Origin of the sequence: Nibricoccus aquaticus (assembly GCF_002310495.1) — a bacterium.
Classification (GTDB): domain Bacteria; phylum Verrucomicrobiota; class Verrucomicrobiia; order Opitutales; family Opitutaceae; genus Nibricoccus; species Nibricoccus aquaticus.
Genome location: NZ_CP023344.1, coordinates 1857180 through 1879935, shown reverse-complemented (window position 1 = coordinate 1879935; position 22756 = coordinate 1857180). Strand labels below are relative to the sequence as shown.

The following is a 22756-nucleotide window of genomic DNA, read 5'->3' as shown; positions in this document are numbered from 1 at the left end:
TTTTGCTTTCGCCGCCGCCCTTACCCCATGAAGACAGAGATGAACCGCAGGGAGTTTTTCGGCACACTGGTGCCCGTAGCCGCGCACATCCGCACGCTGGGCGGCTATCGAGCGATTGCCTGGCGCGCATGTCAGTGGGCGTTTTTTGCGACCTGCCTGTGGTTCGCCTGGCAAATCCTGTCGGGCGTGCCGCTCGATGGCTGGCGCGCGCTGGGTTGGATGGCGCTTAAGTTTGTCCTCCCGGCAGTGGCGCTGGTGGCTTTCGTCAGCTGGGCGCAAAATCGGATCGCTGCGTCGGGGAATGTCGCTTTGCAGAACGCGGCCCGCGGTCTCGGTCGCGTGATCACGCTGCTCGCGGCGATCGCGGCTGGTGCGGTCTTTTATCACCTCTGGCAGCGTGAACCTGCTGACGCAGTCATCGCGCTTATCGCGGTCGCTTTGTCGCAGTTTGCGGCGGCCTTCCGCGAGAAACCGGCCGATAAGTCCGCGCGACTTGAGGCCTGAGTTTGCTCAGGTTTTCTTGGAGCGGTCTCCCGCCGCTTGCCAAAAGCGCTTCGACGACGGATAACTTCCGACCGTTTCCATCATGTCCACCTCCGCCAAAATCGCCGTCATCGACAACGGTATCTGCAATCTCCGCAGCGTCACCAAGGCCTTCGAAGCCGTCGGTGCTACTCCGGTGGTGGTGCATACGCCGGCCGACATCGGCTGCGAGATCGATGGCTTGATGCTTCCTGGCGTCGGCGCACTCGGTGACTGCGTGGCGGCTCTCCGCGCTTCGAAACTCGACGACACCGTGCGTGGCTGGATCGCCGACGGACGTCCGTTCCTCGGCGTGTGCCTCGGGATGCAGGCACTGTTCGACACCTCTGAAGAAAGCGGCGGCGTCACCGGCCTCGGCATTTTCCCGGGTAAAGTTGTCCGTTTCCGCCGTCCGCCGGAATTCAAGATTCCGCACATGGGCTGGAACACGATCACGTTCACCCAGCCCTCGTCGCCACTCGCGGCCACGCTGAAGACATCAGGCGAGAACGTTTACTTCGTGCACAGTTTCCACTGCGTCCCGGCCGATTCGTCGCTGGTGCTCGCGGAGTGCGATTACGGTGGCAATTTCACGGCGGCAATCGGTCGCGGCAACTGTTTCGCCACGCAGTTCCATCCGGAAAAGAGCCAGGCCAAGGGTCTCCAGATCTACAAAAACTTCGCCGACGTCGCTGCGGGCGTGACGGCCTGAACGAATCGTTCCTAGGGCTGGATTCTTTCCGATGTAGGCGTGGTGCCCTCGCGTCGCTAGCAGGACCGATGTCCATGCGAGGTGAGGGCACCCCGCCTGCATCGATCCGCCTTCAGTTTCCCCTGAACACATTTCCTAACACTGCGGCGCGGGTTTCTAATGACGCCCTGCTGCCCGGGGCCGGGGGTAACTTTTCTTTGCAAGGGGAGCGTTTTTTGCTCTGGTCAACCGTATGCCCAAAACCGCCCTGCTGAAACTCGACGACAAAGAACTCACGCTGCCGGTCATGATCGGCTCCGAGGGGGAACATGCCGTCGATATCGGCAAGCTGCGCGCCGAGACCGGCTACATCACGTACGACGACGGATTCGGCAACACCGGCTCCTGCACCAGCGCGATCACCTTCATCGACGGCGAACAGGGCATCCTCCGGTACCGCGGATACCCGATCGAGCAACTCGCGGAGAAATCCGACTTCGTCGAAACGGCCTACCTCGTCATGAACGGCGAGCTCCCGGACAAAGCTCAGCGCGCGAAATTTTCCGGCCTGCTCGGTGAAAACGCTCCGCTTCGCGAGGGCATGCGCCGCTTCATCCAGACTTTCCCGCGTGACTCGCATCCGATGGCGATGCTCTCCGCTTCGCTCAACGCCCTCGGCGCTTACTATCCGCATCTCGCGAGTAACAACCACCAGCGCGACCTCGAGCACTTCGACGAAGCCGCCGCCATCGCGATCTCCAAAGTCCGCACCATCACGGCCGATATTTTCCGCGTCAGTCAGGGCAAACCGTTTAATCACCCGAAGCCCGACCTCCTCTACTGCGAGAACTTCCTGCACCTGATGTTCTCTGACCCGTACAAGGACTACTCGCCCACGCCGGAGGTCGCGCAGGCCCTCAATCTCTTTCTCCTCCTCCACGCCGACCACGAGCAGAACTGCTCCACCTCTACCGTGAAGATGGTCGCCTCCGCCGGAGCCAATCTCTTCGCCTCCGTCTCGGCCGGCGTAAACGCGCTCTGGGGCCCGCTCCACGGCGGCGCCAACATGGCCGTGCTGGAAATGTTGAAAAACATCCACGCCGACGGTGACGACGGCACCCGCTTCATCGCCGCCGCGAAATCCGGCAAGGGCGACCGTCTCATGGGCTTCGGCCACCGCGTGTACAAGAACTACGACCCGCGCGCGAAGATCATCAAAGCGTCCTTCCACAAGGCGCTCGCCTCGCTCGGCATCAAAGACGATCCGCTTCTCAACATCGCCATGAACCTTGAGAAAGTGGCGCTGAGCGACGACTACTTCATCCAGCGCAAACTCTACCCGAACGTCGATTTCTACTCGGGCCTGATCATGCGCGCGATCGGCATCCCGGAGAACCTGTTCACGGTGATGTTCGCCATCGGCCGCATGCCCGGCTGGATCGCCCAGTGGCGCGAAGTCGCGCAGAACCCGAAGCTCAAGATCTACCGCCCACGCCAGGTGTACACGGGCAAGACGAAGCGCGATTATCCGGCGAACCGCTGAGAGTGAGAGCAAGCTCAGCATGCGGCGGGTAGGGCCGCGTCGCCGACGCCGGCCGCGACTGCTTCGCAAACGGATAAAGTCGATTGCGCCGACCAAGCCCGGTCGGCCACGGCGTGGCGGCCCTACCTCGGCATCAATCTAGCGTTTCCCGCGGGAACTTCGCTTGCGCCCACCCACCCAATTACCAAGCCCCTCACGCCTTCCCCGTTTCCTTGCTGCGGAAAATCTCGTCGGTCGTGAGCCCGGTCAGTTTGCCGATGCCACCGATGAGCTTCCAGAGGATCACCATCAGGATCACCATGCTCGGCAGCGAGATCACCGGCCAGCTGAGCGCGTTCATGCGGCCGAGCTCGGCGTTGAATGCCTCAGTGCCCGGCGCGCTCTTCAAGATGTAGCGGGCGAGTCCGAAGTTCAGGACCGCGCTCAGTAAAAATGACGCGGCCAGCGCGTAGCTAGCGCGTTTGAGCAGCAGATCGAGACCGCTGCGATTGCCGCGTTCGGCCAGCGCCGCATCGACGCGCGGTAGATCGAGGATCTGGTCGTTGAGTAAAATGGTTTTCACGAGCGGGCGCTTCGAACCCATCGAAAGCACGACGACGAGACCGATGATCAGCGGCATCGCCGCTTCTTTAATCGCGAAACCCATCGGACCGACCTTCATCAGGCCGAGCCCGCCGGTGAGCAGCACGCTCGTGAAGCCGATGATCGAGATAAAATTGGCCGCCCGCCGCTGCGCAAAATCGTAGAGGAAATAGCCCGCGGGAAATGCCAGCGCGATGATCAGGCCCCAGACGGTGCCCAAGGATTTTTCCCCGCTGAACTTCGTCAGGATCAACGTCGGCAGGGCGATGTTGAAGATCAGGTTGAGGATCAGGTTTTCGCGCTTGGGCGCAGCAGCGGACATGGCGGATGTTTGAATAGGGAACTCAGGAACTCAGGAAGGAAAAAGCCTCGGCTCACTCATTGTGCGCTTTTGGGGTCACGGCCGTTGTGCCTGTTTATTCCGCGCGGCCCGCATTTCCTGATTTCCTGCCTTCCACATTCTCGTACCTTCACAGTCTCATGATTCTCCTCGGCGTTAACATCGATCACTGCGCCACCGTCCGTCAGGCCCGCTACAAACAGGCGCCCGCCACCGTGGGCGGCGCGGTTGAGCCCGATCCCGTCACGCTCGCGATCCTGTGCGAACGCGCCGGAGCCGACGGCATCACCGTCCACCTCCGCGAAGATCGTCGCCACATCCAAGAGCGCGATGTCTGGCGCTTGCGCGAGACGATCTCCACCCGCCTCAATCTCGAGATGGCCTGCACGCCCGCGATGATCGACTTCGCGCTCAAGCTGAAGCCCGACTCCGTTTGCCTCGTGCCCGAGAGCCGCGAAGAAATCACCACCGAGGGTGGGCTCGATGTCGTTGGCAACCGCGAGCGCGTCAAAGCCTGCGTGGATGCGATGAACGCCGCCGGCATCCAGACCAGTCTCTTCATCGACGCCGACGAACCGCAGATCGAACTCGCCGCGAAACTGCGCGCGCCGTGGATCGAGCTCCACACTGGAGCGTACGCGAACGCTTACTTCACGCCGCAGCGCGCCGCCGAGCTCAAGCGTCTCACCGTCGGCGCGATCCTCGGCCACGAACGCGGACTCATCGTGAATGCAGGTCACGGCATCAATTACGTGAACATCCCCGAGGTCCGCACGATCCCGCATCTGCACGAGCTCAACATCGGCCACAGCATCATCAGCCGCGCGCTTTTCACCGGCATCGAGGAAGCGGTCCGCGAGATGAAAACACGGATGAATGCGTGATGCTTTGAACCACAGAGACACAGAGGGCACAGAGAGAAACCTTTTGTTTTCCGTCCTCTGTGTTCTTTGTGCCTCTGTGGTTAATTAAAAACTGATCTCCGCATGAATCTCGATCTTCCCCCCGGCGGCATTCTCATCGGGCTCGGCTCCGATCTCGTGGATGTCGATCGCATCCGCGGTGTGCGCGAGCGGCAGGGCGAGCGGTTTCTCGAGCGCGTGTTCACCGACGAGGAGCGCGCGTACTGCATGCAGATAAAATTTCCCGACAAGCACCTCGCCGCGCGTTTCGCCGCCAAGGAAGCCGTGTCGAAAGCGTTCACGACGGGCATCGGCAAGGAGCTGGGTTGGAAATCCATCTCGGTCTATCACGGTCCGCGCCACGATCCGCGCGTGCGGCTCGATGAAAAAGGGGAGGCTTTGCTGAAACAAATCGGCGCGACGCACGTTATCCTCACGCTCTCGCACACCGACACGGCGGCCATGGCGGTCGCGGCGCTCGTGCGCGCGTAGAAAAATTATCACGCCCTATGTCCGCCATCGACGAAGACGATCTGCCCCCGACGCCAAAAGAGAAACTCTCGAAAGCGCCCTCGTGGATCATGGTGGGCTTTGTGATCGGCTGCGTCTTCGCCTACGTCGCCGATCGCGAGTTGGAAAAACGCCGCGACAAAACGCCCGCGCCCTCGCCCGCTCCGGTGGCGCCGGCTGCTCCGGCTGAGATTCCGCCCGGCCTCCGCCTCAGTCAGAATGAAATCGAAGCGATCTTCACGCAGGCCGAGGAAGGCGCGGTCTGGGAAAACGACATCACCGAGATCGTCGTCTTCAACACGCGCACGGGAAAATTCTCCGATCTGATCGAGGTGATGCGCAGCGGGCCGTATTTTTATTATCGTTCGATCACGCGGCTCACGCGGCCGTTGATCACGGCCAAGGCGGAGTCGGGCGCGTTGATCCTGTTCACGGAAACCGACGCAGGGCGCGCGAAGCGGCTCGAATCGATCCCGTCGTTTCTGCGCCCCGCGCCACCGAAGCTCGAGCCATGAACACGCCGCCGCTCCACGCGCATCCGGTGCTCTCGGCCGACGAGGCGAAGCGTTTCGAGGCGGCGCTGTTTGGCGGTGACGAAGCGAAGGAGTGGGCCGCGATGAATCTCGCGGGTGCTGCGATCGGGGCGGCGGTGATCACGGATTTCGAGGAGATCGGCGGATTCCCAAAAGACACGGCGCGCGTTCTCGTGCTGGCCGGCAAGGGGCACAACGGCGGCGATGCGTTGCTCGCGGCGAAATTTATCCTGGAGAGATTTACCGCTGCGCAGGCCGAGGTGCTGCTGGCATTCGGCGAACGCGCGCTGAAGCCGCTGGCGTTGCGCGCGTATGAGGCGCTGGTCCACGCAGCGCCGGGCCGCGTGCGGCGTGTGCGAAAAGCGTTGGGCCACTATGCGCTGAGCATCGACGGCGTATTCGGTTTTCAGTTTCACCCGCCGGTGGATGCGCGCACCGCGACGCTGTTTGCGGAGGTCAACGCGTTGCCGATCCGGTTGCGCGCCGCGGTCGATCTGCCGAGCGGGCTAGGCACGGTGGATGTGATGCGTGCGGATTTTTCTTACGCGACTGGCATCGTCAAAGCGCCGCTGATCGATCCGGCGAATGCGGCGAGTGTCGGTCGGGTGCGGTATCTGGATCTGGGGTTTTTCGAGGGTGAGCACACCGCTTCCAGCGCGCCGTCTGTCGCGGATTTCGTACTCACATCCGCTGTGCTAGCGCCGCTTCGGGAACTGCGTTCACCGCGGTCGGACAAGCGGACGTATGGACATCTCTTCGTCGTGGGCGGCTCGAAGAGTTTTCCGGGTGCGGTGCTCATGAGTGTGCTGGCGGCGCTCAAGACGGGAGCGGGGCTGGTCACGGCGTTTGTGCCGGAGTCGCTGGCGGCGGCTTATGCGGCGCAGGTGCCCGAGGCGATGTGGGTGGGCTGGCCGGAGACGCCGGAGGGCGGACTCGCGCTCGAAGGCGCGCACTTGCTGCGCGAACGTATTTCGCGTGCGAGCGTGTTGTTGATCGGGCCGGGATTATCGCGCGAGGCGGAGACGCTCGCGCTCGCGATGGACATCGTGAAGACGGCGACGGTGCCGCTCGTACTCGATGCGGATGCGCTCCAGCCGGAGATTGTCCGCGCGGGAAAAGCGCCGCGCATCCTCACGCCACATGCGGGGGAGTTTGCGCGGATCGCGGGCAGGCGGGCGCTGAAGGATTTTCCCTCGGAAGCGGGCGAGGCGCGTGGAGGTGAGGTGGTGACGGTGTTGAAAGGGCCGGTGACGCGGATCTGCGCGGGCGGATGCGTGGCGCATTCCTTTTTCGGCGGGCCGGTGCTGGCGCGCGGCGGAAGCGGCGATTTGCTCGCGGGGATAATCGGCGGATTACTCGGGGGAAATTCCGGTGAGCTTCTGGAGTCGGCGTGTCGCGGTGTCGTGTGGCACGGACTTGCGGCGGATGCGCTCGCGCGCGAACGCGGGCAGGTCGCGGTGCGCACGACGGAGTTGCTGGAGTTTTTGCCGCCCACGCTGCGCGGATGAGCGCAGTGAGGGCGATGCCATGACGAGTGCCGTCACGCTTATCGTCCTGCTCGGCGGCGGAATCATCCTGCTCGTGGTGTTCCTACGCTGGCTTTTGAAAGGGCCGCATTATCCCCCGTGGGGCGATCACTGGGATGGCGAATTGTGAGGCGGATCTTCGTTGAGGAAGTAACGGTGCGCGGCGTCGGCCTCGGCCTGGGTGTAGATCGTGCCGGAGGGCGGGAGTTTTTTGCGGGCGCGTTTGGGTTTGTCGGCTGAAGGCGCGAGCGGGGCGGAAAAGGCGGGCGGAGTTTTTGCGCTTTCCGCCGGGCGAAGGTGCGGGCATGGGTGGGCGCATGGGAGAATCGCTAAGCGAGGAGCAGGCGTTTTTGATTTTGAATGCGCTGCCGAATATCGGGCCGATCACGCTCAATCGCGTGCTGGCTGAGCTGGGTGGCGATCCGCGGGCGGTGTTCACGGCGGGCGTGCGGAGGCTGGAAACGGTGCGCGGGGTGGGGCCGGTGATCAGCTCGACGATCGCGAGCTGGTGGGAGCATTTCGACCTCGCGCGCGAGGAGGAGCGGATGGCGAAGAGCCACGCGACGTTCGTGACGACGCGCGATCCGGCTTACCCGAAGCTCCTCAAGGAAATCAGCGACCCGCCGATCGGGCTGTACCGGAAAGGCGGGTACGACTTCGCGCAACCGTGCATCGCGATCGTGGGGAGCCGGCGGACGACGCTCTACGGGCAGGCGGTGGCGAAGAAGTTCGGCGCGGAGCTGGCGCGGCTGGGGTTTTGCGTGGTGAGCGGACTGGCGCGCGGGATCGACACGGCGGCGCATGAAGGCGCGCTATCGGTCGGCGGGAAGACGGCGGCGGTGCTCGGGTGCGGGATCGATATTGTTTATCCGCCGGAGAATCTGGAGCTGTACCGGAAGATCGAGGAGAGCGGCGCGGTGGTGTCGGAGTTTCCGTTCACGCGGCGGGCTGACCGGCAGAGCTTCGCGATGCGCAACCGGATCGTCGCGGGGATGTGCGCGGCTATCATTGTGGTCGAGAGCGATGTCGGTGGTGGGTCGATGATCACGGCGAAATTTGCCGGGGAGCAGGGGCGATTGGTTTACGCGGTGCCGGGGCGGATCGATCAGGCGACGAGCGCGGGGTGTCATCAGCTGATCCGTGACGGCGCGACGTTGCTGACGAGCGTGGACGATATTTTGAACGAGTTGAACTACCTCGATGGATTGCAGCCGCAGCGGATTCCGTCGAAGGGCGGGGAGGCGGAGGACGATGACGAGGCGGGTGAAGGCGTGGAAGGTGGGGTGAAGCGCGGTGTGGCGCTGAGTGAGGCGGAGCAGGCGGTGCTGGCGTGTTTCGCGGGCGGGGGAATTTTATCGCTCGATGCGGTCGCGGCGCAGACGGGAAGAAGCGCAGGGGAGCTTTCGGCGACGTTGATGATGCTGGAGCTGAAGCGACTGGTGGCGAAACGCGCTGACGGGCAGTTCGAGGCGCGGAGTTGAGTGTGATTAGGCAATAAAAAGCCCCGTGAAGATATCACGGGGCGAAGTGAACGCTCACCTGTTGTTCAGTTTATTCACGGAACGACGAGCGTGGCACTGGCGGAGGTAGGTGGCGTGCCGCCCGATGCCACTGCGAACTGCCAGGTGCCGGAGGCAAAGAATGCAAAGCCGCCGGTTGCTGAGAACCAGCCGCCGCCAGCTGGTCCGCCGCCGCTGCCGCACGAGATCCATGACGAGCCTCCGGGTGCTTTCGTGTAGAGCATCACGTAGTTGGCTCCCGACGAGTAGCCTTGCCAGGCGAGGGGGTAAGTCTGCCCGACTACAGGGTTGTCGGGCAGGGTCCATCCATTGACGTACACACACTTTTTCGGAGTGATCGATGTTTCCGCAGACAGGAAGGCGGACCACTTTGCGGATGCTTGCCGGGACCACTCGGTTGCAACGGACTGAAGTTGCTTTTCCTGTGAGGGCATCGACATACGGGTGCCGGCGCTGGTGGCCACTGGAGCAAAAAGCGCAACCACCACTACGATGAGGGTGCGCGTGATCTTTACCGAGGACTTCAATGACTGAGTTTTCATTGGGACTTCGTTTTAACCGAGCGACGAGTTCCCCGATGCCAATGAGGCACTGAGTAAAGTAAACCCGCCGATTGCGAAGAGGACGGTGTGGTCGTGTGCCTTGTCAAATCGGGGGAGTAGTTTCGTGGTCGATCATTTGAATGGCGGCGCCCGGGTGGTTTGGCTGCAGCCTTGTTGATTCTGGTCGTGCAAGTTGGCGCGGGTTTGGGAACGTAGCGCGCATGAATCGGTTTGTACGGCCACTTGCGCGTTCGGTGTTGTTGCTGGCAGCGGGCTGCGTGCTGCTGCTGCTGGGGTCGTGCGGGAAGAAAGACCCCGCTCCGGTTTTTGAACCGGTCAAAGCTAGCAAGATGGCGAATGCGCTCACGTTGTTTAGTCCTCAGCCCATCGGCGCGGCGGTCGGGGAGCTGCCACCATGGATCTCTCATGTGAACACGGCGGATCTGGATCGGGACGGGTTGCTCGATGTGCTCGCGTGCGAGGCGCAGGGGAATCAAGTCATGTGGGTCCGTCAGAAATCACGAGGTGTTTTCGAGGAGAAAATCATCGCAGCTGACATGAAGGCACCGGTGCATGTGGAGGCGGCCGACATGGATGGCGATGGGGATCTCGATGTGCTGGTGGCGAGCATGGGGTTTGTTTTCCCCAATAATGACCGCATCGGCACTGTCTTTATTCTCGAGAATGACGGGCGGCAGAACTTCACGCCGCATGCTGTGCTTTCAAACACGGATCGCGTCACCGATGTACGCGCCGGGGATTTTAATGGCGACGGAAGGCTTGATCTGGCGCTTGCGCAGTTTGGCTACGACCAGGGGCAGGTGAGCTGGCTGGAGCGCGTCGGGCCGTGGGAGTTCAAGCATCACACGCTGCTGGAGTTATCGGGGGCGATCAATGTGTGCGTCGCGGATTTCAACGGAGATTCGAAGCCGGACATCGCGGCGCTTGTTTCGCAGCAGTGGGAGGAGGTTTATTATTTCGAAAATACGGGCGGCGCATTTATGAAGAAGCGAATCTGGGGATCGACGAATGAGGATTATGGGAGCAGCGGGCTGAGCGTTGGTGATCTTAACCGTGATGGCCGGCCGGACCTGGTTTTCACCAATGGCGATGGATTCGGCCCGGCCTCGACGCCTGGACCGCGTCCGTGGCATGGCGTGCAGTGGCTGGAGAATGCGGGGCAGGGATTTTTTCGTTATCAGCGTATCGGCGATTTACCTGGAGCGTACAGCCCGGTGATATCGGATATCGACGGCGACGGCGCAATGGATGTGGTCGCGAGCACGGCGTACTCGGACTGGAACAATAAAAACACGCAGGTGGTTTCGCTGATGTGGTTCAAGAACGACGGACGCATGGGCTTCATGCCGATGGTGCTCGCGCGGGCACCGAAGGATTTAATCTCGATGGCGGTGGGTGATTTCGACGGCAGCGGGAAGCCTTCGCTGATCACCGGGGGATTTTATATTTATCCTCCGTTCGATGGCATCAGCCGGTTAACGCTCTGGAAACGGTGAGGGCTTCTGCGATGAAGAAAACACGTCTCCGCATCATTGGTGCGATTGTGACGGCGATGGCCGTTGTCAGTGCGGTGGTGTGGTGGAGGCACGCGGAGCAGGTGCGTTTGGTCGCCGCGGCGGCTTTACCTCAACGGCCGGAGCTGGGTGCGTGGCCGGAGGAATTGAGGGAACGCATCGCGCGCGCGGAGGAGAGAGCGCGCACGTTATTCGGGGCGGGCGTGGGGCTGGGGGAGCTGGCGCGTTTGTATCATGCCAATGGATTCTTGAGGGAGGCGGTGTGTTGTTACGAAGGGCTGGGCTGGATTCAGCCGACGGAGGCGCGATGGCCGCACAGGCAGGCGACGATTCTGGCGGGGTTCGGTGAAATGGATGCTGCGTTGTTGAAGGAGCGACGGGCGGTGGAGCTGGCACCAGACTACGTGCCGGCGCGATTAAGGCTGGGAGATTTGTTGTTCAAAAATAATCAGCCGACCGATGCCGCAGCCGAGTATCAGGCGGTTTTGCGCATCCAGGTCGATGAGCCTTATGCGCAGCTGGGTCTGGCCCGGGTGGATTTTGAAGCGGAGCGTTGGGAGCAGGCGCGGAGGCGGCTGGAGCCCTTGGTGGCGCAGACTAATTCGCTGCTCGGGTACGATCTCATCGTGACGGTGCATGAGCGGCTGGGGTTGATGGAGCGTGCTGCTCAGGGAAGGAGCTCGGGGCGTGCGTCGGGAGCGTATCGCGACGTGATCGATCCGTGGGTGGATGAACTGCTCGGGGATTGTTACGATCCTTACCGGCTTGGGGTGGCCAGTGGAGCGGCCGCGCGTTCGGGGGATCTGGATACCGCGCTTCGATTGCTGGAGCGGGCGGTGATAATCGCGCCCAGCGATCTCTCGGCTGTCTTCCAGCTGGGAGTGCTGCATCGTGAGCGCCGGGAGTTTTCGAGTGCTCGAAGTCGATTCACGGAATGCACGCGATTGGACCCAGGTTTCGCAGATGGGTGGGCGAATCTGAGCGCTTTGCTGGAACAGCTGAATGATCGAGCAGGTGCCGAGCAGGCATTGGTGGAAGGTCTGCGCCGGTGTCCGGAATCGCCCGGACTGCATCGGATGCAGGCGAGGAAGCTGGCGCAATCTGGCCGACGCGTGGAGGCGGTTGAGGCTTACCGGCGGTCGACGCGGCTGCGTTCGAATGAGGCGGAGCCCTTTGTCGAACTGGCGGGGCTGCTGTTTGAAATGGACCGGGTGCAGGAGGGCGTAGAAGCGATGATGGGGGCGCTGTCTGCAGAGCCGCAAAATCCGAGCGCGCTCGGCCTGCTGGCATTTTATGCGATCTCGAATGGAGACAAAGCGGGGGCGCGGGACTGGCTCAGGCGGGCCCGTCTTCAGCCGCGCGTGCCGCGGGAGCAGATGGAGCGTTTGCTGACGGCTTATAAGGAAAAATTCGGGGAGACATTCTAGCGAGCTGTTCAGCGCGGACTGGGGTGGGTGATGCCGGGCCAGTCGTCGGTGCGGAAGGGCACGGCGGGGAGGCCGGCGGTGTTGAAGAGGGAGACGGCGGGGTTGGACTGCCAGGCGTGGCGGACGGCAACGGGGTGCGGCGCGTCGGGCGAGGAGACGATCACGGTGTCGCCGACGAGTGTCGCATCGGCCCAGTGCCACTTGCGATCTGCGCCGGCGATGGCGAAGCCGGTGAGTTTTTCGCCGCGCTGGATGAGGCCGCCAGCGGTGTAGTTGAAATGCAGGCACACGCGTCCGTCGGGGAGAAAATCGGCGCGGGCGAACTCGGGGCCGTGGGCGGCGAGTTGTTTCCCGTAGAGATCGTTGAGGGCGAGCAGCGCGAGGCGTTCGCCGACGATTTTTTTATCCTTCGGGTGGATGTCGTCGGCTTCGCCGGAGTCGATGGTGACGGCGAGGCCGGTGTGGGGAACGGTGTGTGCGGTGAGGGCTTGGGATTCGCGGAGTTCGGGCCAGTCTTCAGCGACGGGCTCGGTGCGGCGGGGCATGAAGGCGGGGAGGCCGACGATGTAGAAGGGGAGTTCCGGCTGGCGGAAGGTGAGGCGCCAGTCGGCGATGAGAGCGGGCAGGAGCGAGCGGTATTGGAAGGCGCGGCTGGCGTTGGCTTCGCCTTGATACCAGAGCGCACCGCGGATCGTGAGCGGGGCGAGCGGCTCGATCATGCCGCGATGAAGCACGGTGGGCATGACGGGCCAGTTTTCGAAGCCGAGGGGAAGCGGGTGGGGCGGGCGGGCATCGACGCTGATGGCGGCTTTCCATGCGGCACCGGCGAGTGGAAAGCGTGTGTTGTCGCCGAGGACGAGCTGGAGTGTTTCGGGCGGGCTGAGGAAGGCGTCGAGGGAAGTGACTTTGAATATGCGGAGGGCGAGGAGATTTTTCCCGGGTTTCAGAGTGGCGGCGGGGATTTTGTAGATGCGTGGATTTTCCACCCAGGCGCTGGAGCCGATCCACTGGCCGTTGAGAAAGACGGTATCCATTTTTTCCACTGAACCGAGATGGAGGTGTGCGCCGCCTGGCGGGAGCGGATCGGGAAGGGTGATTTCGCGGCGGAGCCAGACGACGGCGGGAACGTCGGAGAGAGCGAGCGCGGGAAAGGCGCCGGGGACTGCGACGGGTTTCCACGCGGAGTCGTCGAGGGACGGTTGCGCCCAGGGGGAGTTGAGAGAGCCGGTGTCGTAGCGGTCGTACCAATGCATGATGAAGTTGCCGTACTCGGGAGCGGCGGAGGCGCGGAGTCGGGCGAGCTCGGCGAGGTGAGGGCGGAATTCGGGAAATGGCTGGAGCGCGTCTTCGCTTATCCAGGCTTCGGCGGGCGAGCCGCCGACGGCGGCCTGGACGATGCCGATGGGAACTCCGGTGTCGGCGTGGACTTTGCGCGCGAAAAAGTAGGCGACGGCGGAGAGGCCAGAGGCGCGAGCGTTGGCGGGCGTGCAGGCTTGCCAGTGGGATTCAGGAAGAGATGCGGGGGAATAGCGTGCGCGTTGAGGGATTTTTAAGAAGCGGATGTTTGGATGGTTGGCGGCGGTGATTTCGGATGAGCCGTTTTGCGAGTCGGCGAGGGGGAAATCCATGTTGGACTGGCCGCCGCAGAGCCAGATGTCGCCGACGAGGAGGTCGCGGAGTTCGGTGCGTTGAAGGGGTGTTTCAACTACAAGGGTGCATGGACTGGCGGTGTTCCCGGGTGGTGGTGTGAGCTGTGTTTCCCAGCGGCCGTCGGACGCGGCATGAGCGGTTGCGGAGTGTGAGCCGATGGCGATGTGGATTTTTTCGCCCGGAGCGGCCCAGCCCCAGAAGGTGTTGGGGCGATCGCGTTGCAGGACCATGTGGTCGGTGAAGACGGGACTTAGCAGCGGTTTTTCGAGTGCGGCGGCGGCTTTGACGGCAGGTGCGACGAGCGTGATTACGAGGGCGAGGAAGAGCAGGGAAGCGAGGCGCATGGCGAGGCGGGGGAGTTGCGGCGTGGGTATCAGCGCGAGCGCCGATGTGCGGAGGCGATCAGGGTTTCAGACACTCTTTGTGGCAGAGAAAAGTGTCGCGAATGTCGAAAGAGTCTAAGGTTAGACTGAAGGCGTTTTTGATTCAGGAAATGCGTTCGGTTGTTGATGCACCCAGGTCGTTGGCGTTCGCGCCATTTTCACGATCTCCAAGCTCCCCACCCCGAACTCACCCCAACCCGTCGTGGCGAATGTCCACGCATCCTGCGCCTGCAGCATTGTTTCTTTCCCGCGTATTGCGCGGCGTGAACCACGCAGCAGGTGATGCTTTCCTCCTGGAAAACCTGACCACCCAACACCTCATGAAAAGCGCAAGTCATCCCCTGCAAGACGTGAAGACGCTCGTCGCCTTCTCGTTACTTGCCGCGACCGCCTACTCGCAGGCGGTTTCCCAACCAGCCAACCCTCCGGCCGGAGCTGATCGTCCGGCTCCGCCTGTCGAAACAGTCGCAGCTGAAACTCTGCCTGAAGAGGAGGTTATCAACCTGACTCCCTTCGAAGTCAGCGCGACCACGGACCGCGGTTATCAAGCCACTGAGACGCTCGCCGGCACGCGCATCCGCACGGATCTGAAAGACGTCGGCGGCGGCCTTTCTGTTTATACCAAGGAATTCCTCAAGGACATCGGTGCGACCGATAACGCCACACTCCTCCAATATACGACCAATGCCGAGGTCGCCGGTACACGCGGAACGTACGCGGGCCTGGGCAATGGCCAGACACTCAGTGAGGAAAGCAATCTGCGCGCGCCTGCGGGTGCGCAACGCGTGCGCGGTCTGGCTGCGGCCGACACGACGCGTGATTTCTTCGTCACGGATATTCCGACTGATTTCTACAACGTTGATCGCGTCGATATTCAGCGCGGACCCAACTCCATTCTATTCGGTCTCGGCAGTCCTGCCGGCATCATCAACGCCTCGACGCGAAACGCCGAGTTCGGGAGAAACAAAGGCAGTGTCGATGCGCGCTTCGGTTCGTACGGCACGCTGCGCGGCACCCTCGATTACAACCATGTGCTGATTCCCAAGGTGCTAGCCATCCGCATCGATGGTCTCGCGGGCAACGAGAAATTCCAGCAGGAGCATACGTTTCAGAAAGACCGGCGTGTTTACGGGGCGATTCGTTTCGATCCGAAGCTTTTCAACCGGGCTGATTTTCAGACCAGTTTTCGTGCGAAGTTTGAGCACGGTGAGATCGACGCGAATCGTCCGCGCATCGTTCCTCCCTCGGACCGCATTTCCGCGTGGTTCCGCCCAGTGGATAACACGAGCATCTTTGGCGGTATGAACAAGGCGGCGGTTGATTACGGCTACAATATCAGTGCGACTCCATCGGCCACCAATCCGTGGCTAAGCGGCGTGGGTAATCAGCAGCAGCCGATCTGGTTTGTGGACGGTTCCAACGCCCAGCTCTCCCGGATCTATGGCGGCTACATTAATCGCGGCGCGCGCAACAACGACGGCTCGGTGCGCGGTTCCGGCGACTCCATCCTCGGGCAGCGTTACTCCGGTCCATTCTACGCCATCGCCAGCGTGAACCAGTATGCGACGGATGTCCGTCTGCCGCTGGCCGGGCTGGGCGCGTACAAGGACATGTCCCTGCGCGACTCTTCGGTCTTTAATTACAACGACACCCTGATCGATGGTCCGAACAAATCGGAATGGGAAAACTGGGATACCTACAACCTGACATTCACCCAGTCCGGGTGGGACAACCGTGTGGGCGTCGAGGTGAATTACGACCGGCAGAAATATGATCGCGGCGGTCAGGGCATGATCAATCCGACCCTGAACATCGACCTCTTGCAGAACTTCCAAGATCTCTCTCCGAATCCAAATTTCGGACGCCCCTTCGTGACGGCGGGTGATGGCAACGGCAGCTCCTACGTGAGCGATCGTGAGTACATTCGCGGCTCTCTTTTCGCAGAACTGCGCGCCGCAGATTTCTTCGATAAGGAAAGCCTGCTCACGAGAATCCTCGGCAAGCATCGCTTCAACGGAGTTTACGCGAAAGAGACGTACGTTGCCGAGAATCGTAGCTGGACCATGAATGCCCACTCGCTCGATTGGGCTGCTTACTGGACGCGCACCTCTGGTCTCACGACCAACTTCAATGATCGTGGGCCGCTGTCCGTGATCTATCTCGGGCCCTCCCTGGCGAGCGCATCGGCGGCCGCCGGGGCGAACATCCCGGGCGTGAACGCGAACGTGAACTACAAGGATGGAAGCATCTATCACTTCAACTCCACTTGGACTGGTGGGACCAACTACGGCGATCCCTGGACGGTGCCCACCAATTTACTCCCGATCTATTTTGCGTCCACCGCCACCCCTACAGCGCTCACTCAGGCGTCAAACCCGGCCAACTACACGGGCTGGAATAGCGGTTATCAAACCAACCTCTTGCGTTCTGATCGGGGGGCAAACACGGACCTCCTCACGGCCGCCCAGAAAATCAAGCGCGGGACGACGTCCTATGCGGGTTCCTGGCAGGGCTATCTCTGGAACGATGCGATCATTCCCACCTTTGGCTGGCGCTATGATACTGTCGAAACACGGAACGTCGCGGCCCGTCCTAATCCCGGTAATCGCGGCATTCTTAATCTAAGCCCCAATGGCGTTAATTCCTACGGATTCTCTCGCGGAGCAGGCGACACCAACATCGATGGCACCACCAATCAGTTCTACTCCCTTATCAAGGACCACTCCACGAGTGGCGGCCTCGTGGTGCATCTGAACAAACTCCTCGGCAAGCGCGACGTCCTGCCAATCAACGCGAGCCTCTCCTACAACACATCCAGGAACTTTCAGGTCACGCCCGCCCGGCGCGACATCTACGGCAAGCTGATCGACAATCCTACCGGTGAGACCACGGACTATGGCGTGCTGCTCTCCACCAAGAACGGCAAATACTCCTTCCGCGCCGTGAAATACAAGACGATCGTGGAAAACGCCTCGATCTCCGGCGATGTGGCCGGGCTCGTCGGAAATCCGATCCAGCAAGGTCTGCGTTTCCGCAATGTGTTCCTGTACAAGCTATCTAACTACCCGTGGGAGACGCGCGAACAGAACGGCGACCGCAACACTTGGGCGGCGGCCTATGTGGATAACACCAGTGGACGTCCGGTTGCCGCGGGCAACGCCACGACGCCACCGGCCAACTCCACGCTTCAGAACGCGACGCAGGCCGCGTCTATGCGCGATGCGTCGATCCGAGCCTGGAACACCATCCAGCAGGATCTGCAGGCCAAAAACTACTTCTCCTATTGGGGATATAATCCGCCGACCTCCGGCCTTACGGATCGCTCGACCTACGAGGCCACCCTCGTCGGTATCAACCCGGCCGCGCAGTATGCGCAGAGCACCTCGAGTGTTTATCTCTACTCGTACCCAGGCGGTGGCCCTCCTGGCCTCACGCTGACCTCGGAGACGGAGTCGGAAGGCTATGAGTTCGAGCTCACGGCCAACCCCACGCCCAACTGGCGCGTTTCCTTCAATGCCTCCGAGACGGTTGCCATCCGCAATAATGTCGGTGGCCCGCTGCTCGACGAGTTCGTTGCCTACATGGACGCGGCGATGGCTGGTCCCGCCGGTGATATGCGCCAGTTCTCGGGCGGCTACTCCGCTTCGAACGAGGTGCGTACCAACTGGAACAATCAGCGTAGCAACTACGTCCTCCTCAAGCTCCAGCAGGGTGCCGCCGCGGCCGAGCTCCGCAAGTGGCGCTACAATGTCACCACGAACTACTCGTTCCGCAAAGGTCCGATCAAGGGGACCGGCATTGGTGGCAGCTACCGCTGGCAGGACAAAGTGGTCATCGGTTATCCGACTATCGCTGGCGCGGGTGGTCTGGGCAGCTTCGATCTCTCGAAGCCTTACTACGGCCCCTCGGAAGACGGCCTCGACATGTGGATCAATTACGAGCGCAAGATAACGAAAAAGATCAACTGGAAGATCCAGCTTAACGTCCGCAACCTCTTCGACAAAGAAGGCCTGATTCCGATCACGGTGCAGCCTGACGGGCAGACGTGGGCGGGCATGCGTATCAAGCCAGTCCAGGAATGGTTCGTCACTAATACCTTCAGCTTCTGATCGCGCCGGTATAGCACGGTCTCATCAACCAGAGGCGGGGCTTTACGGCCCCGCCTTTGTAATTTCTCCCCGGCAATCTCCCCTCCGGTCCTATGAAACGCATCCTCCTGCTCATCCCACTCCTGCTGGCCGCCGCGATCGCACAGGCGCAAACATTGTTGCCCAAGGGGGACTCGTTGCTGGCGGGAGATCCGGTCAACGCGTTCGCGCTGCGCGTCGAGCCGCACGCGAAGGACAATGTGAAGTTCGAGACGGTTGATCTCGCGGGGCCGGGGTTTACGCGCGGGTGGCGCGTGGCGACGCTGCAGGATACCAGCCCAATGGCGGCGATCGAGTTGCGGGGAGTTAACTCACGGCCCGTTGTCGCGGGTGAGGTGGCGTTGATGCGTTTTTTCGCGCGAGCGACGGAGATCTCAGACGAGACGGGTGCGGCGCGGGTGTTGCTCTTTATCCGTCGCAACGGCGTGGATTGGAACAGCAGCTTCGAGGGTGATTTTCCGATCACGCGCGAGTGGCAGGAGATCTTGGTGCCGTTCGTATGGACGCAGGATTTCGATAAGGACGGCGCGGCGTTCATGCTGCGCTTCGGCTTCAAGCGGCAGACGGTCGAGATCGGTGGCGTCGAAGTTATTCACTACGGCAAAACGCAGACGTGGGCGGAGCTGCCGCGCACGAAGTTCAGCTACAAGGGTCGCGAGGCCGATGCGGCGTGGCGCAAGGCGGCGTTCGGGCGCATCGAAAAAATCCGCAAGGGGGATTTCGCGATCAACGTCGTGGATGCGGCGGGCAAGCCGGTTTCCGACGCGAAGGTGGTGGTGACGCAGACGCGCGCGGCGTTTCAGTGGGGATCGGCGTTGCAGATGCAGCGGCTGGTCGTGGATTCACCGGAAAACCGGCGCTATCGCGAGATCACCGAGGAGCTTTTTAATGCGGCGGGACCGGAGAACGATTTGAAGTGGCCGGTCTGGGCGGGCGAGTGGGGCGCTGGGTTTTCGCAGGAGCAAACGCTCGCGGGACTGCGCTGGTTGAAAGAGCGCGGCTTTCATACTCGCGGCCATGTCTTCGTCTGGCCGGGGCACAAGAATCTGCCGAAGCCGATTCAGGAGCGGATCGGCACCGCGAAGCAAAATGAGATTCCGGAGATGGTGCACGCGCACATCCGCGAGATTGCCCGCGCGACTAAAGGATTGCTCGACGAGTGGGACGTGCTCAACGAGCCGTTCACGAATTTCGATCTCATGAAGATCTTCGGGGACGAGGTCATGGCGCCGTGGTTCAAGGTCGCGCGCGAGGAACTTCCCGGCGTTGCACTCTACTTCAACGATTTCTCCAATCACGACGCGACGACTGATGCGGATCACGTGGCGCACTTCGAAAAGACGACGCGTTACCTGCTCGATCACGGCGCGCCGGTGGACGGGCTCGGCATGCAGGTTCACTTCAACGGTCGGCCAAACGCTCCGGAAAATATTCTCGCGGTGCTGGATCGTTATCAGAAGCAGTTCGCGCTGCCGGTGCGCATGACGGAGTTCGATGTGTGGACGATGGACGAGGAACTGCAGGCAGATTTCACGCGGGATTTTCTTATCCTGAGTTTTAGTCATCCGAGTGTCGTGGGTGTGCAGCATTGGGGATTCTGGGAGAGCACGCACTGGCGTCCGCCGGCGGCGATGTATCGCGCGGACTGGTCGGAGAAGCCGAACGCGCGTGTGTATAAGGATCTCGTGCTGAAGAAATGGCGGACGAACCTGGAAGGCGCGACCGATGCGGGCGGGCGTTTCGCGCAGCGCGGATTTCACGGCGAGTACTCCGTTGTCGTCGAGGCGGGCGGGCGTCGGATCGAGAAAACGTTTTCACTCACGCCAGCGGCCGGTGCTGCTGAGCTCACGGTCACGCTGCCGTGAGGGCGCGGTTTTATCGCAACGCTTCCCCCCCCCAAAAAAAAATCCCCATGAATACCCGATTGATCGCACTTACCCTGCTTGGAGCGGCGATGATGACTGCCTCCTTTGCTGCGCCGGTCCCGACGAAACGTGTCGCGCTGGTGTTCGATGATGGCCCGAGGCCGGCGGACGCGGAGCCGTTGCTGGCGGTGCTGGCGCAGGAAAAGGTCATGGTGACGTTCGCGCTCGTGGGCGATCGCGTGAATGAGAATCCGGCGACGGCGAAAGCGATCGCGGCGGCGGGACATGAAGTGGTGAATCATTCGCAGACGCACGCGCAGCCGCGCGATCTCGATGACGGAGCGCTCGCGAAGGACGTGGCGGAGGCGCAGCGCGTGATCACGCAGGCGCTCGGCGTGGCGCCGCGCTGGTACTGGCCGCCTTATCTGACGGTGGATGATCGCGTGCGCGAGGCGGCGAAGAAAGCGGGCATCACGGTTTATGCGCCGAAGCATCTGGTGAGTTCGCAGGATTGGGACAAAGCGGTGCCGGCGGAGGAAATTTTCAAGAAGGCGACGACGGATGTGCGCGATGGAACGGTGATTTTGTTTCACGAGTGGCGCGCAGAGACGCGGCAGCAGTTGCCTGCGATCCTCGCGGAGCTGCGGAAGCAGGGCTGTGTGTTTTTCACGTTCAGCGCGCTGGAGGCGGAGCTGCGTGGCGGGGCGGGTGCGGCTCCGGCGGCAGCGATGGCGGAAGGCGCGGCGATGGGTGGCGCGAAAATCCCGGAGGGCGGCGAGGCGTTGCTGACGGGCGATGTGATCAAGGACTTCACGATCTCGGCGCAGAGCGGGAATGAAAACGCGTTTTCGCTCTCAAGGGTGGATGTGAAGGGGCAGGCGTTTTCACGCGCGATCAAAATGGAGACGATGCGCGACCTGAGTCCGGCGTGGGCGGTGGAGGCGCGGGTGCCGCTCGGGAAGGCGGTCAAGAAAGGCGATACGGGGCTCGTGCGGTTTTTCGCGCGGGCGGTGGCGTCGGCCGATGAAACGGGCGCGGGTTATGTGCGCGTCGTGGTGCAGCAGGCGGGGCCGAATTATGCGAAGAGCGTGGAGAGCACGGTGACGATGCGCGGGGAGTGGCAGGAGTTTTTGCTGCCGTTCACGTTCGTGGACAGCTACGGGAAAGGCGGGCTGGAGCTGTCATTTGGATTTGGATTCAAGCGGGAGACGGTGGAGATCGGCGGAATCGAGGTGCTCGGTTTCGGCACGCAGGTGAAGGCGGCGGATCTGCCGAAGACGCGGTTCACGTATGTGGGGCGTGAAGCGGATGCGGCGTGGAGAAAAGAGGCGCTGGCGCGCATTGAGAAGATCCGGAAATCGGCGTTTGTGATCGAGACGCGCGATGCGAACGGGCAGCCGGTGGCGGGGGCGACGATCAAGGTGGAGCAGGTGCGCAGTGCGTTTCACTTTGGAACGGCGCTTCAGTTCGCGCGGCTCACGCAGGATTCGCCGGACAATAAAATCTACCGCGAGAAAGCGAAGGAGTTGTTCAATGCGGCGAGTCCGGAGAACGATTTGAAGTGGCCGGTGTGGATCGGGGAGTGGAAGGGCGCGTACAGCCAGCAGCAGTCGCTAGAGGGGCTGCGCTGGCTGCGGGAAAATGGATTCCACGTGCGCGGGCATGTGCTGGTGTGGCCGGGTTGGAAGAATCTGCCTGAGATGATCAAGAAGCTGAACGGCTCGAAGAAAGAGCGGGCGACGATTCCCGGGCTCGTACTGAAGCACATCGCCGAGATCACGGGGGCGACGAAGGAGTTTATCCAGGAGTGGGATGTTTTGAATGAGCCGTACGATAACCACGACCTGATGGCGCTATTCGGGAACGACATCATGACGGAGTGGTTCAAGGCGGCGGAGAAAGGTGCTCCGGGTGTGCCACTTTATCTGAACGATTACAGCAATCACGACCTCGTGGCGGACAAGGCGCATTGCCTGGAGTTTTTCAAGGTGGCGAAGTTCCTTCAGTCGAAGGGCTCGCCGCTGGGTGGACTCGGATTGCAGGGGCACATCAGCGCGCAGCCGAACCCGCCGGAGAATGTACTGGCGGCGCTGGAGGTGTATTCGGAATTCAAGCTCCCGATCCGCATTACGGAGTTCGACATCGATACGGACGACCAGCAGCTCCAAGCGGACTATACGCGGGATTTTCTGATTCTTTGCTACAGTCATCCGAGTGTGGTGGGTGTGCAGCATTGGGGCTTTTGGGAGAAAGCGCACTGGCGACCGAAGGGGGCGCTTTATCGCGGTGACTGGTCGGAGAAGCCGGCGGGAAAAATTTATCGCTCACTCGTGCTCAACGACTGGCGGACGAAAGTGCAGGGCAAAGCCGGCAAGACGGGGAAAGTCGGTGGGCGCGGCTTTCACGGCGAGTATGTCGTGACGGTGGAGCGCGACGGGAAGATGACGCAGCAGACTTTCTCGCTCAAACCGGAAGAGGAGAAAACGACTGTGCAGGTTGTGCTGCCGTGAGGGATTTTATTTCTTAAAACGTCTTAC

General features: G+C 61.8%; 17 protein-coding genes. 14 read left to right on the top strand and 3 right to left on the bottom strand.

Annotation, left to right across the window (positions count from 1 at the left end; genetic code table 11):
• Positions 1–27 precede the first annotated feature (27 nt).
• From CMV30_RS07660 to CMV30_RS07650, 3 genes are all read left to right on the top strand, one after another.
• The gene (locus CMV30_RS07660) at positions 28–504 is read left to right on the top strand and encodes a hypothetical protein (protein ID WP_096055464.1); all 477 of its coding nucleotides are present in this window, start codon (positions 28–30) and stop codon (positions 502–504) included.
• An 82-nt stretch (positions 505–586) separates the two neighbouring features.
• Positions 587–1234, top strand: a complete 648-nt coding sequence (hisH, locus tag CMV30_RS07655; protein ID WP_096055463.1) for an imidazole glycerol phosphate synthase subunit HisH — start codon at positions 587–589, stop codon at positions 1232–1234.
• Between the two features lie 232 nt (positions 1235–1466).
• Complete coding sequence (locus tag CMV30_RS07650) at positions 1467–2756, top strand: citrate synthase (protein ID WP_096055462.1); 1290 nt, start codon at positions 1467–1469, stop codon at positions 2754–2756.
• Between the two features lie 193 nt (positions 2757–2949).
• Here the strand turns inward: CMV30_RS07650 and CMV30_RS07645 are convergent, their stop codons facing one another.
• The gene (locus CMV30_RS07645; RefSeq protein ID WP_096055461.1) at positions 2950–3660 is read right to left on the bottom strand and encodes a VC0807 family protein; all 711 of its coding nucleotides are present in this window, start codon (positions 3658–3660) and stop codon (positions 2950–2952) included.
• 158 nt (positions 3661–3818) lie between these two features.
• Here CMV30_RS07645 and CMV30_RS07640 point away from each other — a divergent pair, with 158 nt between their 5' ends.
• The 6 genes from CMV30_RS07640 to dprA all read left to right on the top strand — a co-directional run bounded on the left by CMV30_RS07640 (position 3819) and on the right by dprA (position 8630).
• Positions 3819–4562 carry a pyridoxine 5'-phosphate synthase gene (locus tag CMV30_RS07640; RefSeq protein WP_096055460.1) on the top strand — a complete coding sequence of 248 codons (744 nt, stop codon included), beginning with the start codon at positions 3819–3821 and terminating at the stop codon, positions 4560–4562.
• A 102-nt stretch (positions 4563–4664) separates the two neighbouring features.
• Positions 4665–5072 (top strand): holo-ACP synthase, encoded by a 408-nt coding sequence (gene acpS, locus CMV30_RS07635; RefSeq protein ID WP_096055459.1) that lies wholly within the window; start codon positions 4665–4667, stop codon positions 5070–5072.
• A gap of 17 nt (positions 5073–5089) precedes the next feature.
• Complete coding sequence (locus CMV30_RS07630) at positions 5090–5605, top strand: hypothetical protein (protein WP_096055458.1); 516 nt, start codon at positions 5090–5092, stop codon at positions 5603–5605.
• A complete protein-coding gene (locus CMV30_RS07625; protein ID WP_096055457.1) occupies positions 5602–7131 on the top strand; it encodes an NAD(P)H-hydrate dehydratase in 1530 nt (509 codons plus the stop codon). The genes CMV30_RS07630 and CMV30_RS07625 overlap by 4 nt, the downstream gene beginning before the upstream one ends.
• Before the next feature lie 19 nt (positions 7132–7150).
• Positions 7151–7279 (top strand): hypothetical protein, encoded by a 129-nt coding sequence (locus CMV30_RS20670; RefSeq protein WP_281254885.1) that lies wholly within the window; start codon positions 7151–7153, stop codon positions 7277–7279.
• Positions 7280–7466: 187 nt separating this feature from the next.
• On the top strand, positions 7467–8630 hold the full coding sequence (gene dprA / locus CMV30_RS07620; protein WP_096057676.1) for a DNA-processing protein DprA: 1164 nt from the start codon (positions 7467–7469) through the stop codon (positions 8628–8630).
• A gap of 74 nt (positions 8631–8704) precedes the next feature.
• On the opposite strand, the gene CMV30_RS07615 is transcribed toward dprA, so the two are convergent.
• Positions 8705–9211: a hypothetical protein gene (locus tag CMV30_RS07615; RefSeq protein WP_096055456.1), complete on the bottom strand. Its 507-nt coding sequence runs from the start codon at positions 9209–9211 to the stop codon at positions 8705–8707.
• Between the two features lie 221 nt (positions 9212–9432).
• Here CMV30_RS07615 and CMV30_RS07610 point away from each other — a divergent pair, with 221 nt between their 5' ends.
• On the top strand, positions 9433–10728 hold the full coding sequence (locus CMV30_RS07610) for an FG-GAP repeat domain-containing protein (protein ID WP_096055455.1): 1296 nt from the start codon (positions 9433–9435) through the stop codon (positions 10726–10728).
• An 11-nt stretch (positions 10729–10739) separates the two neighbouring features.
• Positions 10740–12173: a tetratricopeptide repeat protein gene (locus CMV30_RS07605; protein ID WP_096055454.1), complete on the top strand. Its 1434-nt coding sequence runs from the start codon at positions 10740–10742 to the stop codon at positions 12171–12173.
• A gap of 8 nt (positions 12174–12181) precedes the next feature.
• Here CMV30_RS07605 and CMV30_RS07600 read toward each other — a convergent pair whose 3' ends face one another.
• Positions 12182–14167: a sialate O-acetylesterase gene (locus CMV30_RS07600; RefSeq protein WP_096055453.1), complete on the bottom strand. Its 1986-nt coding sequence runs from the start codon at positions 14165–14167 to the stop codon at positions 12182–12184.
• A 248-nt stretch (positions 14168–14415) separates the two neighbouring features.
• Here CMV30_RS07600 and CMV30_RS07595 point away from each other — a divergent pair, with 248 nt between their 5' ends.
• The 3 genes from CMV30_RS07595 to CMV30_RS07585 all read left to right on the top strand — a co-directional run bounded on the left by CMV30_RS07595 (position 14416) and on the right by CMV30_RS07585 (position 22729).
• On the top strand, positions 14416–18315 hold the full coding sequence (locus CMV30_RS07595) for a TonB-dependent receptor (RefSeq protein WP_138223191.1): 3900 nt from the start codon (positions 14416–14418) through the stop codon (positions 18313–18315).
• A gap of 92 nt (positions 18316–18407) precedes the next feature.
• The gene (locus CMV30_RS07590) at positions 18408–20219 is read left to right on the top strand and encodes an endo-1,4-beta-xylanase (protein WP_096055451.1); all 1812 of its coding nucleotides are present in this window, start codon (positions 18408–18410) and stop codon (positions 20217–20219) included.
• A gap of 47 nt (positions 20220–20266) precedes the next feature.
• A complete protein-coding gene (locus CMV30_RS07585; protein ID WP_096055450.1) occupies positions 20267–22729 on the top strand; it encodes an endo-1,4-beta-xylanase in 2463 nt (820 codons plus the stop codon).
• The last annotated feature ends 27 nt before the right edge of the window (positions 22730–22756 follow it).